This window comes from Bradyrhizobium sp. CCBAU 51627 (assembly GCF_028128765.1).
Classification (GTDB): domain Bacteria; phylum Pseudomonadota; class Alphaproteobacteria; order Rhizobiales; family Xanthobacteraceae; genus Bradyrhizobium.
Genome location: NZ_LBJG01000012.1, coordinates 78,562 through 93,522 on the forward strand (window position 1 = coordinate 78,562; position 14,961 = coordinate 93,522).

The following is a 14,961-nucleotide window of genomic DNA, read 5'->3' on the forward strand; positions in this document are numbered from 1 at the left end:
CATGCAGAAAAATTCCGCCTGAAAGTGTAACGTCGGCCGTCAGAGCCCGTATCTCAGGGCGTAGTCCCTGCGCACGGAGAATGAGATGTTTGACCGCCGCATCCTGCTAACGACTGTCGCCGGCCTGTTTGGCCTTTCGGCCTTCCGCTGGCTGAGGGCGACGCCGGCCGCGGCCGGCGAGAAGGCCGCGCAAAAATTCGAGATCGAGAAGACCGACGCCGAGTGGCGCGCACAATTGACACCGCAGCAATATGAGATCCTGCGCAAGGAGGGCACCGAGCGGCCGGGCTCCAGCCCGCTGCTGAACGAGCACCGCAAGGGCGTCTTCGCCTGCGCCGGCTGCGACCTGCCGCTGTTTACGTCGGAGACCAAGTTCGAGAGCGGCACGGGTTGGCCGAGCTTCTACCAGCCGATCGAGGGCAATGTCGGCAAGACTGAGGACCGCAGCTTCGGCATGGTGCGCACCGAGGTGCATTGCCGGCGTTGCGGCGGCCATCTCGGCCATGTCTTCGACGACGGTCCGAAGCCGACCGGATTGCGCTACTGCATCGATGGTTTCGGGCTGGTGTTCCACCCGGCGACGCCATCGGCGACGTGAGGCGTTGTTTGACGTGTCTCCCCGGCAATTGTTGCCGGTCCGGCAATTATGCCCCGGTCGCCAGACCGGGGCATTTCTGTTTAAGCCATTGATTTTCTGAGGATACCCGCCTTGGCACAGGCCTTGCGATTGTCTCCCCGACTGCGGCCATGGGTCGACCCGCCGCCGAGACCGGATTTGGAGACAACGTTATGGGTATCTTCGATGCAATGAACACCTCGGTGGGTGGCCTGCAGGCGCAGTCCTACGCGCTTCAGAACATCTCGGGGAACATCGCGAACTCATCCACCACCGGTTACAAGGGCATCGGGACCAGCTTCGAAGATCTCATTCCCGACGCCTCGGTGCCGAACAAGCAGGTGGCCGGCGGCGTCACTGCGCACGCGCAGGCCACCATCACCACGCAGGGCACGATCTCCTCCTCCAGCGTCGCCACCAACATGGCGATCACCGGCGACGGCTTCTTCTCGGTGCAGAAGGCGAGCGGGGTGGTCGACAACGTGCCGGTGTTCGACGGCGTCACCTATTACACCCGTCGCGGCGACTTCCAGGTCAACGCCAACGGCAACCTCGTCAACGGCGCCGGTTATTATTTGATGGGCGTCGCGGTCGACCCGAAGACCGGCAACCCGACCGGCAGCGTGCCGACGGTGCTGCAATTCCAGAACAACTTCGTCCCGGCGCAGGCGACGACCTCGATCCAGTATGCGGCGAACCTGCCGTCCCAGCCAAACACGGTGGCGAGCTCCACGGCGGCGGCAAAAACGCTGCTCGCGGCCGGTGGCCTCAATCCATCGGATTTCATATCCAACCCGCTGCCAGTAGGTACGCCCGCGCCGCCGTATACCAGCGCAACGTACTCCGGCGCGGCTGCCACCGGCAATCTGCGCTCGGCGTATTCGTCAACGACGGCCGCGAGCACGGTTGCGCTCCAGAACAACTCCTCAGCCACCGCAGCCACGACGACGTCACTCGATGCCGCCGCGGGCACTCACCTTGCCTCCAGCATCCTTTCCGCGCTCAGCGGCCAGACGCTGACGATCAACGGCAACACGATCACTTTCAACAACAGTACCACCGTCACGACGACCGGCAGCAACACCACGATCGGCCTCGGCGCGGGCACAACGGCTACGGTTGCCGATATCATCAGCGCGATTCAAACCGCCGGCGGTACCGGTGTTACGGCGTCGCTCACCTCGACGGGCAACATCCAGATTGTGACCGGCACCAGCAACGACGTCACAGTCAGCAGTGGTGCGGTTGCAACGGCGCTTGGCATCAGCAGCGTGACTCGTGGCGGCAACGTGCTGTCCACGCCAGCCATCACCGGCGCTACCCAACTCAGCGGTAGCGCGACCGCTGGTGGTGCCGAGGTCCTCTCTTCGGGATTCGCTGCCGGCGATACCATCACCGTCGACGGTCAAACCCTAACCTTCATGGCGTCGGGTGCGTCGGGCCCAACTCAGATCAACATCACTGACAATATTACGACCCTGCTTGGCAAGATCGACGGCCTCTCCGGAGGCTCCGGTTCGGCAGTCAGCACTGGCGGCGTGATTACGCTCAACACCGGCTCTGTCTCCACCCTGACCGTGTCCAGTTCCAATACTGCAGCCTTCGCTGCCCTCGGCTTCACATCGTCCATCAGCCAGAACCGCAATGGTGGCGGTACTCAGGGTTTTGGCGTTGTGATGGGTAGCGATGTCGGTACCTTCACGAAGGAATCGATCAGCGGTGGCGCGGTGACTGCCTACAATGCGGCGGGCACGCCGGTGAACCTGCAGCTCCGCTGGGCCAAGACCGACAGCGCGTCACTGGGGCCGGGACATACCGATAGCTGGAACTTGTTCTACCAGACCGATCCGGCCGCGACGACCCAGACACAAGCGGCCTGGGTGAACACAGGGCAGACCTTTACCTTTGCTGCCGACGGTTCGCTGACTTCGCCGAGCGGCTCGGGCATCACGATCAGCAATGTTACCGTCAGCGGCCAGCAGCTCGGCTCCGTGGCTTTCAACATCTCATCGGGCGGCCTGACTCAATATGCGAGCACCAGCGGCGCGGTGACCATCAACACCATCACCCAGAACGGCTATGCCGCGGGTCAACTTCGCTCTGTGGCTGTCAACAACAATGGCCTCGTGGTCGGCACCTTCTCCAACGGCCAGAACCTCGACCTCGCCGCGGTGACGCTGTCGCACTTCAACGGCACCAACTATCTGAAGGCGCTCGATGGCGGCGCCTATGCCGTGACTGATCAGTCCGGCCCGGCAATCGCTGGCGCTTCGGGCACCATCAGCGGTTCGTCGCTGGAGGGATCCAACACCGACATCGCCGACGAGTTCACCAAGCTGATCGTGACCCAGCAGGCCTATTCGGCCAACACCAAGGTGATCACTACGGCGAATTCGATGGTCCAGGATCTCCTCAACGTGTTGCGCTGATCGGCGCGTAACGTAACCAAAGGCGGCAAGTAAGATGGGTTTGAGTTCAGCCCTTGCCAGTGCGATGAGCGGCCTGCGGGCCAACCAGGCCGCGCTCTCGATCGTCTCGTCGAACGTCGCAAACTCGCAGACGCCGGGTTACGTCGCCCAGACGCCGAACCAGATCGAAGTTACCACCGGTGATTTCGGCTCGACGGCGAAGACAACAGGCGTCAGCCGCGACATCGACAGCTATGTGCAGAACCAGCTGCGCACCGAGACCGGCGGCAGCGGCTATGCCGACCAGATGGCCAACATCCTGAAGCAGCTTCAGAGTGTCTATGGCACGCCCGGCAGCAGCGGCACGCTCGAAAACGCGCTGAACGATTTCACCTCTTCGCTGCAAGCGCTCTCCACCAGCGCAGGCTCGTCGTCGGCGCAGCGGGTCGCGCTCGGCGCCGCGCAGGCGCTGGCGACACAGCTCAACGTCACCACCAGCGGCATCCAGTCGCTGCGCTCCAATGTCGAGCAGGATCTCGGCACGTCGTCGCAGGCCGCCAATGCAGCGCTGAACCAGATTGCCGACATCAACACCAAGCTGCAGGGCCTTGCGCCGACCGATCCGTCCGCGGCAACTCTGATGGACCAGCGCGACCAGGCCATCAACAGTCTGTCGAAATATGTCGACGTGCGCGTCACCACCGACGGATCGAACCAGGCCAACATCTACACCACGACCGGCATCCAGCTGGTCGGTGCGGGACTGGCCTCGCAATTCTCCTTCGCGTCTTCCGGTGCGCTGTCGGCGACCTCGCTCTACAACATCGATCCAGCCAAGTCCGGCGTCGGAGCGCTCACCATCAAGCTGCCGAACGGCTCGTCCGTCGACGTCGCCGGCAACAACGTCGTCTCTTCCGGCCAGATCGCGGCCGACCTGAAGCTGCGCGACCAGACCTTGGTGCAGGCGCAGAACCAGGTCGACCAGCTCGCCGCGACGATGTCGAGCGCGCTGTCGGACAAGACCACGGCGGGCACACCCGTCTCCGGTCCGCCCGCCGGATTCGACATCGATCTCGCCGGCGCGCAAGCAGGCAACACCGTCAACATCACCTATACCGATTCCACCAACACCCAGCGTCAGATCACGCTGGTCAACGTGAAAGATCCGGCGGCGCTGCCGCTGCAGAACGCCACCAACGCCAATCCGGTGCAAATCGGTGTCGATTTTTCAGGCGGCATGGGCGCGATCGCTTCCGCGCTCAACAGCGCGCTGCCGGGCTCGCATTTGTCGTTCTCGCCGTCGCCGGCGAACGCAACAACGCTGCGTGTCACCGACGATAATAGCGGCCTTGCCAAGGTCACTGCGGCGTCGAGCAGCAAGACGGTCTCCTCGCTGACCTCGGGCGGTCCGCAGTTGCCGCTGTTCACCGATGGCGGCCAGGCGCTCTATACCGGCGCGATCACCGCGTCGGGCTCGCAGATGACCGGCCTTGCCGGCCGCATCGCCGTGAACACGCAGCTCACCGCCGACCCGACCAGGCTGTCGATCTACAGCACCTCGCCGGTGACGCCGACGGGCGACACCACGCGCTCGGACTATCTCTATTCGCAGCTCACCACGGCGGTGTATTCCTATTCGCCGCAGACCGGTCTCGGCTCGGCGAGCCAGCCGTTCACCGGCAGCGTCTCGAACTATCTCCAGCAATTCCTGAGCGTGCAGGCCAACGCCTCGACCCAGGCGACGGCGCTCCAGCAGGGCCAGAGCGTCGTCGTCTCGACGCTCCAGGCCAAGTTCAACTCGACGTCCAGCGTCAATCTGGATTCGGAGATGTCGAACCTGATCCAGCTCCAGAATGCCTATGCCGCCAACGCCCATGTCATGTCGGTGGTGCAGAGCATGATGAATACGTTGATCCAGGCTCAAGGGTAATCAGTAGGGCTCTGAAACATGTCGATCAGCAGCATCAATTACGGCTCGTCAATCCTCGGCGCACAGATCCGTAACATCAACCAGCAGCTCACCGACCTGTCGACGCAGCTTTCGACCGGCAAGCTGTCGCAGAACTATTCCGGCATGGGGACCAACGAAGGCTTTGCGATCGCCTCGCGCGCGCAGCTTTCGAACATCGCCGCCTATACCGACACGATTACCAACGTCAACGTCAACATCAACCTCGCCAACACGGCGCTGCAGTCGCTGACGACGATCCGCAACACCGTGCAGACGGGCTCGGCCAGCACCGCGCAGGACCTCAACGTCAACGGCCAGACCGTGGCGCAGAACACCGCCGCCGCGCAGTTCGGCTCGATGGTCGGCGTTCTCAACACCCAGTCGGGCAACCGCTATCTGTTCTCCGGGACCGCCTACAACACGCAATCTGTCGCCAATGCTGGCGACATCATCAACGGCACCACGACGCAAGCAGGCCTGAAGACCGTCATGGCGGAGCGTCAGGCCGCCGACCTCGGCGCCAACGGCATGGGCCGGCTGGTACAGTCGCAGCCGACGGCGAGCTCGGTGAAGGTGTCGGAGGACGTCGCGGGATCGCCGTTTGGCTTGAAAATCGCTGCGGTGTCCTCGAAGATGCCGACTGCGACGGTCACCGGCCCGAGTGGATCGCCGGTGTCGTTCTCCGTCGATCTCAACGGCGTCAATCCGAGCAATGGCGACACGCTCAGCGTGCAGTTCACACTGCCCGATGGCTCGACCGAGCAGATCAACCTGACTGCGTCCACCGCGACGCCGACGCCGGTCGGCAGCTTTGCGATTGACCCCGGCAATCCCAACGCAGTGCCGCCGGTTCCGCCCGACCCGAACATTACGGCATCCAATCTCAACACAGCGCTGAACACCGCGATCAAGAAGCTGGCTGGCACCTCGCTGGTGGCGGCATCCGCCGTTGCGGCGGGCGACAATTTCTTCAATACGGCGGGGTCGGCCATCGCGAATGCGGCGGTCGCCGGCAAACTGAGCTCCTATACCTCGACGACCGGGACCGGCTCGGTCGCGTTGCAGGACAGCGCATTGGCGGCTGCGTCGACGAGCACGTCGCTCGATTCTTCGGCGACACCCCATCTCAACGCAGCCATTCTCAACGCGCTCGCCAACGCTCCGACCGGTACGACTCTGACCATCACCGGTGCGAACGGCGCCCGTACGATCACCTTCGACCCCAACGTCACCACGGTCACGACGGCCGGCGGCAATACCACGATCGGATTGGCTTCGGGCAGCGCCGCGAAGGTGTCTGATATCCTGAATGCGATCGCGACAGCCGCCGGCATCCCCTCCGCCAACGTGACCCTGAGCGCCAGCGGCAATATCCAGATCGCGACCGGCACGGGCACAGACGTGGCGGTCGCCGGCGGCGCGGCGGCCACGGCGCTGGGTCTCAGCAGCGTGACGCGCGGCAGCGTGCTGTCTACGCCTCCGATCACGGGGGCAACCGTGCTGAGCGGCACGGCGACCACAGGTGGCCCGGAAGTCCTCGCAACGGCGTTCCAGGCGGGGTCGGCGGGTCCGCCCGCGGTCAGCCCTGATACGATCACGGTGAATGGTCAGACGCTGACTTTTGTCGCCTCGGGTGCCACCGGGCCAAACCAGATCAACATTACCGACACCGTCACAACTCTGCTGAGCAAGATCGATCAGATCACCGGCACCTCGAAGCCGTCGACCATCCAAGTCGGCGTGATCACGATCAACACGGACGATCCCGGAAGCCTCAACATCACGAGCTCGAACAGCGCGGCGTTCGCGGCGCTCGGCTTCACGACCTCCCCGGTCACGGCGGCAAAGCCTCCGCTGCGCGTCGGCTCGTCGCCATCAGGCTCGGCGACGGCGCTGGTGAATGGCTCGGCCAATACCGTGAAGTGGTACACCGGCAATGACGGGCCGGGCTCGGCGCGCTCGACCGCGGTGGCGCGGGTGGACGATTCCGTCACCGTGCAATATGGCGCGCAGGCCGACGAGAGTGCGATCCGCAAGCAGTTGCAGGCGATCGCCGTGTTCGGCACGTTCTCGACCTCGCCGACGGGGCAGTATGCGGGCGCGCAGGTGGCGGCGCTGAGCCTGCGCACCACGCAGGCGCTGACGCCGCAGCCGGGACAGCAGAAGATCGAGGACATCCAGACCGACATCGCGATGGCCCAGAACACCATGAAGGACGCGACCACGCGCCAGACCCAGGCCAAGGCGCAGCTCCAGACCATCGTCGACCAGGCGGAATCGGCCTCGCCCGACCAGGTGGCGAGCGAAATCCTGTCGCTCCAGAACGCGTTGCAGGCATCCTACCAGACGACCGCCAAGCTCGCGGAGCTCTCGTTGGTCAAGTTCCTGTAACGGCGCATTAAGGCGCCGTTAACCATGCCTGTTTACCTCTTGGTGAGGACTTGAGCGGGGGCGCGGTCGATGTCGGACAAATTGCAGCTAGTGGTGGCGACGCCCTGCTTCGGCGGGCAAGTGTCGAGCATTTACGCGAGTTCGATCTTCGCGCTCCAGCGCGCCGTGCACGGCATGTCCAATCTCGGGCTCAAGGTGCACTTGCGCGACGGCGATGCGCTGATCACCCGCGCGCGGGCCAATCTGGTCGCGATGTTCCTGGATGACCCCGACGCGACGCATTTCCTGTTCATCGACGCCGATATCGGTTTCAAGCCGGAGCAGGTGTTCCGGCTGATCGAATCCGGTGCCGACGTCGTCGCCGGCTGCTATCCGATCAAGCGGGTCAACTGGGACAAGGCCGCGCGGGCGATCCAGTCTGGACGCACCGATGTGCCGGCGGCCTCGCTCGACTACGTGCTCGAGATCGAGGATCCCGATCGCATCGTGGTGGTCAACGGCTTCACCCGCGTGCGCTATGCCGGCACCGGCTTCCTGATGATCCGGCGCCAGGCGCTGGAGGCGATGTGCCGCCATCCTGATTATGCCAATCTGCAGTTCTTCCGCGAGCATTCGCATGACTCGCTTGTCACGAGCCCGAACCGCTTCGCGCTGTTCGAATGCATGATCGATCCGGCGACCGGGACCTATCTCTCCGAAGACTTCGCCTTCTGCAAGCGCTGGACCGATATCGGCGGTGAGATCTGGGCCGATATCCAGAGTTCGCTCGACCATGTCGGTCCGTCGGTCTTCCACGGCGACATCGCCTCGCAATTCGCAGCCGCGCCTGCCGTTGCGGCCGCGGACGCGGCGTGAGCCTGTCGGGATGAGCATCGGCGCATCCCGCCTGTCAGACATCGAGCGGGCGTCCGAAGCGGGCTCGCGCTATCGCCTGCGCGATCTCTTCACGCCGCTGGATACGTTGCTTGTCTCGGGCGGCGACGGGCGGCTGGCACTCGACCCGAAGCAGCGCGTCAACGCCTATGGCTGCGCGCCGTCGCCGGAAACCAGGATCTGGAATTTCGCCTCGTCGACCGCATCGACGATATCGCAGGGAGCCTATGACCGTGCCGCGCTGGCGCGCGAGGAGCTGGTGCACAAATCGCTGTTCGACGAGATCGAGATCGCCTTCGACCGACGCTGTGAGGATATGCGTGAGGAATTGCGCGGGCACTTCCAGCTTCCGCCGCGCGTCGACATCGTGTTTTCGCCGTCGGGCACGGACTCCCAGCTCCATGCCTTGTTCCTGGCCCACGCGGTGTTCGGTGCTTCGCCGGTGACGATCGTGGTCGGCGCCGACCAGACCGGCAGCGGCACCGTTCATACGGCGCGCGGCCACCATTTCGGCGCGATGACGGCGGGCGGCGTCGCCGTACGCAAGGACGCCGCAATCGCGGGTCTTGCCGGCGAGAGCATCGCGGTGCCGCTGCTCGACGTCGCCGGCCTTGCGATGCGAGCTGACGCGGATGCCGCGGTCGTGCGTGCCATCGAGGACAGCCTCGCGCAAGGCCGGCGCGTTCTGTTGCACATCATGGATTCGTCAAAGCTCGGCTGGCGCGCGCCGAGTGCCGCCTGTCTCGATGAGATCGCGCGGCGCTGGCCGCGCAAGGTTCAGGTCGTCGTCGATGCCTGTCAGGCGCGGCTCGGCCGCCGGCGGCTGCGCTCATATCTCGATCGCGGCTATATGGTGCTGATATCAGGTTCGAAATTCTTCGGCGGGCCTGCCTTCAGTGGCGCGCTGCTGGTGCCCAAAGGATTGTCGCGGGCGCTCGACCGGATCGAAGGGATCGCGCCCGGCTTCTTCGACTATGCCGGTCGCTGCGATTGGCCGATGGCATGGACGGCGCTGCGCTCGCGCTTCGAACGTCGGCCGAATTTCGGGCAATGGCTGCGTTGGGAAGCCGCGCTGGCCGACATCGGAAGCTATTACGCCGTGCCCGGCGCGTTCCGCGCCAAGGCAATGGCTGAGCTTGCGGCAGGCATCGACAGCATGATTGCGTTGTCACCGTCGCTGCGGGCCGTGCCGGCAGCGGTCGGCACGGGTGAAGCCGATGATGAAGAATTTATGCAGCGTTCGATCTTTCCATTCACGCTGCTGCGTAACGGCAAGCCGGTATCCGTCGCCGACACCGCCGCCGTCTATCGCGCGCTTGCGCGCGACATGAGCGACGATATCGTCGGCAGTGCGGCGGACCGCCAGGTTGCCGCGCAGCGCGCCCTCGTCGGCCAGCCGGTGCGGCTGGAGCAAGCTGATGCTGCGCCGCAAGCCGCGCTGCGGCTGTGTGTCGGCGCGCGGCTCGTCACCGAAGCCTGGTCATCCGACCGCGCGCAGGCGCAAGCAAATATGCAGCATATCCTGGATCGCATCGCCAATGTCCTGGTGAAGATCGAGCTGCTGCTTGACCGCACGGCCGCCGTGCCGGCGTAGTCAGTATCCGAGGTATCAGATGTTGCATCCGCTTGCCGCGCCGAATTATGCCGACCGTATCGGCTTTGCGCAGTTGACCCGCCAGGCCTTCGAGGGCGTCGATCTGCATCCGTTGCGTGATCAGCTCCTGGCGCGGATCGCGGAGGGCACCGCACAGGCGGGCGAGGGGCTGGATCTGTCGCTGATTGCCCAGTTGATGGGCGAAAAGGAAGCCGGCCTCGTGATCCAGTCCGAGGTGCTGTCGTTTCATCAGCTGTTTCGTACGCCCGCTGCTGCGCCAAAGCCGGGGTTGCGCGTGCTTGCGCTTGCTGCCGACATCGACATGGGCGGCAACACGCCGATCGAGTTCCTGCTCGAAGGCTCGGACATCGAACTCTTGACGCTCTATGTGACCAAGGACAAAGGCCTGCCGGAAGCGTTGCCCGAGCATGACGTTGCCATCGTGGTCGCATCCGATTCCGAGGAATGCCGCGAAGCGCTTGCATTGATCGAAAAGGCTGCGCCGCACTGGCCGCGGCCGCTGCTCAATCGCCCCGAGCTGATCGGCAATCTCGATCGCGACAAACTGTTCCGGCTGCTGGCCGATATCCCCGGCCTCGACATTCCCGTGACGGCCCACGCAACGCGTGCGCAATTGACTGATCTCGCAGAAGGCCGGATCGCTTGCGGAGACATCACGGGCGAATTGCACTTTCCGATGATCGCGCGGCCGCGCGGCACCCATGCCGGCGTCGGGCTTGCGAAGCTCGACGATGTGCCCGCGCTCGCGGCCTACCTCGCCGAGCGGCAAGAGCAGAACTTCTTCGTCGCCCGCTTCGTCAACTATGCGAGCCCCGACGGACTGTTTCGCAAGATCCGGCTCACCATGGTCGACGGCAAGCCTTATGCCTGCCACATGGCGATCGCCGATCGCTGGGACATCTGGTATCTCAACGCCTATATGGCATTCAGCGAGGAGAAGCGCGCCGAAGAAGCCGTCTTCATGCAAGACTTCGATCATGCCTTCGCAGCGCGTCACAGACACGCGCTCGACGAAATGAGCCGGCGCGTCGGGCTCGATTATTTCATCGTCGATTGCGCCGAGAACCAGAACGGCGAGCTTCTGGTGTTCGAAGCCGACAACACCGCCGTCGTACACAACATGGATTCTCCCGTTGTGTTTCCCTACAAGCCGCCACAGATGCGCAAGATCTTTGCCGCATTCACAGCGATGCTGTCCCGGCATGCCAAGGGCACTGCAACGGCGGGCGTGGAGAGTGCGGCATGAACGAGGTCATCCGCAATCCGCAAGCCGGCGTTTCGACTGGATCGCTCGATCCGCAGGACTGGAGCGAGTTTCGTGCGCTCGCTCATCGCATGCTGGACGATGCCATCGACGGCATTGCCAATGTCCGCGCGCGTCCGGTCTGGCAGCCGATTCCCGACGAGGTTCGCGCGGCGATCAGGACCGAGGTGCCGCGCGAGGCGACCGATCTCGCCGAGGTCTATCATGAATTCTCCGAGCATGTCGCGCCTTACGCCACCGGCAATGTTCATCCCGGCTTCATGGGCTGGGTGCATGGCGGCGGCACTGCGGTGGGCATGATCGCGGAAATGCTCGCGGCCGGCCTCAATGCCAATCTCGGCGGACGCGATCACATGCCGATCGAGGTCGAGCGCCAGATCGTCGAGTGGATGCGCGGCCTGTTCGGCTTTCCGAAAGGAGCAAGCGGCATCTTCGTCACCGGCACGTCGATGGCCAACCTGATGGCGGTGCTGGTGGCGCGTACGAGCGTGCTGGGCGCGCTGGCGCGGCAACACGGTCTCGGCAACGACGGCGCGCTGCTCACGGCCTACGCGTCGAAGGCCGCGCATGGATGCATCTCCCGCGCGATGGACATCGCCGGGTTCGGCACCGATGCGCTGCGCAGGATCGATGTCGATGCCGACCATCGCATCGACGTCGCCGCGCTGCGCGCGCAGATTACTGTCGATCGCGAGTCCGGGTTCAGGCCGTTCCTGGTCACGGCGTCGGCCGGCACCGTCGACATCGGCGCGATCGACGATCTCAGGGCGATCGCGGAGCTGTGCCGCGAGGAGGGGATCTGGTTTCACGTCGACGGCGCCTTCGGGGCGCTCGCGATCTTTTCGCCCGGGCTTGCGCCGCTGCTCGACGGCATCGCGCTTGCCGACTCGATCGCACTCGACTTCCACAAATGGGGCCAGGTGCCCTATGACGCCGGCTTCCTGCTGGTGCGCGACGGCGAACGTCACAGGCAGGCCTTTGCGCAGCCGGCGGCCTATCTGAGCCGTGAAGCGAGGGGGCTTGCGGCCGGCACGGTGTGGCCGTGCGATCTCGGTCCGGATCTGTCGCGCGGCTTCCGCGCGCTGAAGACGTGGTTCACGCTGAAGACATTCGGCATCGAACGGCTGGGTGCGGTGATCGCGCGAAGCTGCGCGCTCGCAAAATATCTCGAGACGCGCGTGCTTGCCGACCCGAGGCTCGAGCTGCTCGCGCCTGTCAATCTCAATATCGTCTGCTTCCGTTACCGCACTGATGATGCGGTCAATCGCGAGATCGTCGCCGACATCCAGGAGTCCGGCATCGCAGTGCCGTCGGGCACCACGCTGGACGGCAAGTTCGCGATACGCGCTGCGATCGTCAACCATCGCACCGCCGAGACGGACATCGACGCGTTGGTGTCGGCCGTGATCAAGTTCGGTGCGAAGCGCACCGGCGGATTGATCGAGGTCGAGGCGCCGCCGCTCGCGACGCAGTGATTGTCATCGGCTGAAACGACAACGGCCCCGAAAGATGATCCGGGGCCGTTGTCGTCTGCCTGGTCCTGAGATCAGGCGGCCGTGCTGACGTCGCTCTTGCCCGGATCGGTCTTGGGATGCGTGGCCTCGAACTGCTCACGCAGCTTGTCTTCGTAAGCGATCAGCTTGCGGGCATCCTTCAGGGCCCGGTAGAGGTCACCGCTCATGATGTTGTTGTTGATGCCCTCGATGATGGACCAGGCGCTCGGCACGGCCGTGACGATGTCGCGCACCAGGTTGAAATAGGTGCCGTGCTGGCTCTGCGGATCCGGCGAGATGTACATCAGCTGCACGGCCAGATAGACCAGCTTGGCGGGCGTGTCGGCGGTCTCCGGCGTGAGGATGTCGCGCTCGCGCAGGATCGGAACGTTCTCGCCGTCGATCAGAAGGCGGGCGCGCTGGTCGGTGTTGGTGATGACGCAGTTCCCGACGATGATGCGTTCGTGCGGTTTGAGCTCGACCTTGAGAGCCATGCCTGTTCTCCATCAACGCTTTTGTAACGAGCGGCGCGCGCTTCCCAAAACGACGGCTGCCGATCCTGATTTGGGTCCGATCCTTCCTGAATGTGGTTAACGGGCCGTAAACATTTGCCCAGTCGCCGAAAAATGAAGCGGCACCAACGTGTTGCGCGCTTGCGAAGATTCCAGCCGGAACTTCCCGATGAGCCGTTTCGGCCCGAAGCGGACAAACCGGCGGTTTCATTTCACGGATTGTTAGAGGCTCGAAGGCACCGTCCGGCGGTCGTTTGATCAATGTCGGTCAAACAGGACGCGTAGCTACCAGAAAGGTAACAGTATGTCCGGTATCGTCCTCTCCGCATCGGTTCGCCAGAACCTGCTCTCCCTCCAGTCCACCGCCGATCTCCTCGCCACCACCCAGTCCCGTCTGTCGACCGGCAAGAAGGTGAACTCGGCGCTGGACAACCCCACCAACTTCTTCACGGCACAGTCGCTCGACAACCGCGCCAGCGACATCAACAACCTGCTCGATGGCATCGCCAACGGCGTGCAGGTGCTGCAGGCCGCCAACACCGGCATCACCTCGCTGCAGAAGCTGCTCGACTCCGCCAAGTCGATCGCCAACCAGGCGCTGCAGACCACGGTCGGCTACTCCACCAAGTCGAACGTCTCGACCACGATCGCCGGCGCGACCGCGACCGACCTGCGCGGCACCACGACCTATTCCAGCACGACCGCGCTCTCCAACGTGCTGTTCTCCGGCGCTGCCGGCGGCACCACTGTTGCGACCGGCACGACGACGCTCGGTGGTGTCTCGGCTGCGCTGACCGGCTCAGCCGTCAAGGCCGGCGACGGCACGACGACTTTCGTCGCCACCTTGAAGCTCGCCGGTACGGCCGGCGCGGGCACCATCGCTGCCAACGGTGCACCTTCTGACGGCGAAACGCTGACCGTCGATGGTCATACGATCACCTTCAAGGCCGCGGACGTTCCGACGGGCGCGAACATCCCGTCGGGATCCGGTGTGACCGGCAACGTTCTCACGGACGGAAGTGGCAACTCCACCGTCTATCTCGGCGCTACGGCTGCGACGGGTACGGCGCAGGACCTGCTGAATGCCATCGACATTGCCAGCGGGGCTCAGACGGTATCTATCGCCAGTGGCGTTGCTACCCTGAGCGGCGGCGCAACTGCCAACAGCGTGGCTAGCGGAGCGGTCACCCTGAACACGGGTACCGGCGCTGACCTCAGCATCACCGGCCGGTCCGACCTCCTGAAGGCCCTCGGTCTGACCGGCGCGGCCGGCAGCGGCCAGGTTACCGTCACTCAGGCACGGTCGACCTCTTCGGCCACGCTCGGAACCCTGATTCAGGACGGCTCGACGCTGAACGTGGACGGCAAGACGATTACGTTCTTGAACGCGAAGACGCCCACCACCGTCGCAACGGGTTCTACCCAGGTTGGCAATTTGGTCACGGATGGAAACGGCAACTCGACCGTTTACCTTCAGGCCGGCAACGTCAACGACGTTCTGAACGCCATTGATCTCGCGACCGGCGTGCAGACCGTCAAGACGGCCGGTGCCGGTGGTGCCTTGCAGACCACCGCAGGCGCGAAGAATTCGTCGATCGTGGCCGGCGCACTCAACCTCTCGACCGGTGCGAACGCGGATCTGTCGATCACCGGCACCAAGAATGCGCTGTCCACGCTCGGCCTGACCGGCTCGACGGGTACGGGCACCTCGTTCACCGCGAGCCGCTCCGCGGCAGCCGGCGGCATCTCGGGCAAGACCTTGACCTTCACCTCCTTCAACGGCGGCACGGCGGTCAACGTCACGTTCGGCGACGGCACCGGCGGCACGGTCAAGACGC

Annotated in this window: 9 protein-coding genes and 1 pseudogene; 9 read left to right on the forward strand and 1 reads right to left on the reverse strand. The window is 64.3% G+C overall.

From position 1 onward, the window contains the following. Positions 1-85 precede the first annotated feature (85 nt). The 8 genes from msrB to XH88_RS07135 all read left to right on the forward strand — a co-directional run bounded on the left by msrB (position 86) and on the right by XH88_RS07135 (position 12,593). Positions 86-598 carry a peptide-methionine (R)-S-oxide reductase MsrB gene (msrB, locus tag XH88_RS07100; protein WP_271614693.1) on the forward strand — a complete coding sequence of 171 codons (513 nt, stop codon included), beginning with the start codon at positions 86-88 and terminating at the stop codon, positions 596-598. 191 nt (positions 599-789) lie between these two features. Continuing rightward, a complete protein-coding gene (locus tag XH88_RS07105; RefSeq protein ID WP_271614694.1) occupies positions 790-3,045 on the forward strand; it encodes a flagellar hook-basal body complex protein in 2,256 nt (751 codons plus the stop codon). 34 nt (positions 3,046-3,079) lie between these two features. Then, a complete protein-coding gene (gene flgK / locus XH88_RS07110) occupies positions 3,080-4,954 on the forward strand; it encodes a flagellar hook-associated protein FlgK (protein WP_271614695.1) in 1,875 nt (624 codons plus the stop codon). A gap of 18 nt (positions 4,955-4,972) precedes the next feature. Continuing rightward, positions 4,973-7,366, forward strand: a complete 2,394-nt coding sequence (locus XH88_RS07115) for a beta strand repeat-containing protein (protein WP_271614696.1) — start codon at positions 4,973-4,975, stop codon at positions 7,364-7,366. A gap of 69 nt (positions 7,367-7,435) precedes the next feature. After that, positions 7,436-8,221, forward strand: coding sequence for a hypothetical protein (locus XH88_RS07120; RefSeq protein ID WP_271614697.1), 786 nt, complete (start codon positions 7,436-7,438; stop codon positions 8,219-8,221). Between the two features lie 10 nt (positions 8,222-8,231). Beyond that, positions 8,232-9,833: a hypothetical protein gene (locus XH88_RS07125; protein WP_271614698.1), complete on the forward strand. Its 1,602-nt coding sequence runs from the start codon at positions 8,232-8,234 to the stop codon at positions 9,831-9,833. Positions 9,834-9,852: 19 nt separating this feature from the next. Beyond that, complete coding sequence (locus tag XH88_RS07130; protein WP_271614699.1) at positions 9,853-11,100, forward strand: ATP-grasp domain-containing protein; 1,248 nt, start codon at positions 9,853-9,855, stop codon at positions 11,098-11,100. Then, the gene (locus tag XH88_RS07135; protein ID WP_271614700.1) at positions 11,097-12,593 is read left to right on the forward strand and encodes a pyridoxal phosphate-dependent decarboxylase family protein; all 1,497 of its coding nucleotides are present in this window, start codon (positions 11,097-11,099) and stop codon (positions 12,591-12,593) included. The genes XH88_RS07130 and XH88_RS07135 overlap by 4 nt, the downstream gene beginning before the upstream one ends. A 71-nt stretch (positions 12,594-12,664) precedes the next feature. Here XH88_RS07135 and flbT read toward each other — a convergent pair whose 3' ends face one another. After that, the gene (gene flbT, locus XH88_RS07140; RefSeq protein WP_271614701.1) at positions 12,665-13,105 is read right to left on the reverse strand and encodes a flagellar biosynthesis repressor FlbT; all 441 of its coding nucleotides are present in this window, start codon (positions 13,103-13,105) and stop codon (positions 12,665-12,667) included. A 361-nt stretch (positions 13,106-13,466) separates the two neighbouring features. Here flbT and XH88_RS07145 point away from each other — a divergent pair. Next, positions 13,467-14,961, forward strand: a pseudogene (locus XH88_RS07145) (DUF1522 domain-containing protein); the annotation flags it as partial.

What these genes read in the sequence shown, in the direction of transcription:
- msrB (WP_271614693.1), top strand. Translation starts at nt 86, where the DNA reads ATGTTTGACCGCCGCATCCTGCTAACGACTGTCGCCGGCCTGTTTGGC.
- XH88_RS07105 (WP_271614694.1), top strand. Translation starts at nt 790, where the DNA reads ATGGGTATCTTCGATGCAATGAACACCTCGGTGGGTGGCCTGCAGGCG.
- XH88_RS07130 (WP_271614699.1), top strand. Translation starts at nt 9,853, where the DNA reads ATGTTGCATCCGCTTGCCGCGCCGAATTATGCCGACCGTATCGGCTTT.
- flgK (WP_271614695.1), top strand. Translation starts at nt 3,080, where the DNA reads ATGGGTTTGAGTTCAGCCCTTGCCAGTGCGATGAGCGGCCTGCGGGCC.
- XH88_RS07135 (WP_271614700.1), top strand. Translation starts at nt 11,097, where the DNA reads ATGAACGAGGTCATCCGCAATCCGCAAGCCGGCGTTTCGACTGGATCG.
- XH88_RS07125 (WP_271614698.1), top strand. Translation starts at nt 8,232, where the DNA reads ATGAGCATCGGCGCATCCCGCCTGTCAGACATCGAGCGGGCGTCCGAA.
- flbT (WP_271614701.1), bottom strand. Translation starts at nt 13,105, where the DNA reads ATGGCTCTCAAGGTCGAGCTCAAACCGCACGAACGCATCATCGTCGGG.
- XH88_RS07115 (WP_271614696.1), top strand. Translation starts at nt 4,973, where the DNA reads ATGTCGATCAGCAGCATCAATTACGGCTCGTCAATCCTCGGCGCACAG.
- XH88_RS07120 (WP_271614697.1), top strand. Translation starts at nt 7,436, where the DNA reads ATGTCGGACAAATTGCAGCTAGTGGTGGCGACGCCCTGCTTCGGCGGG.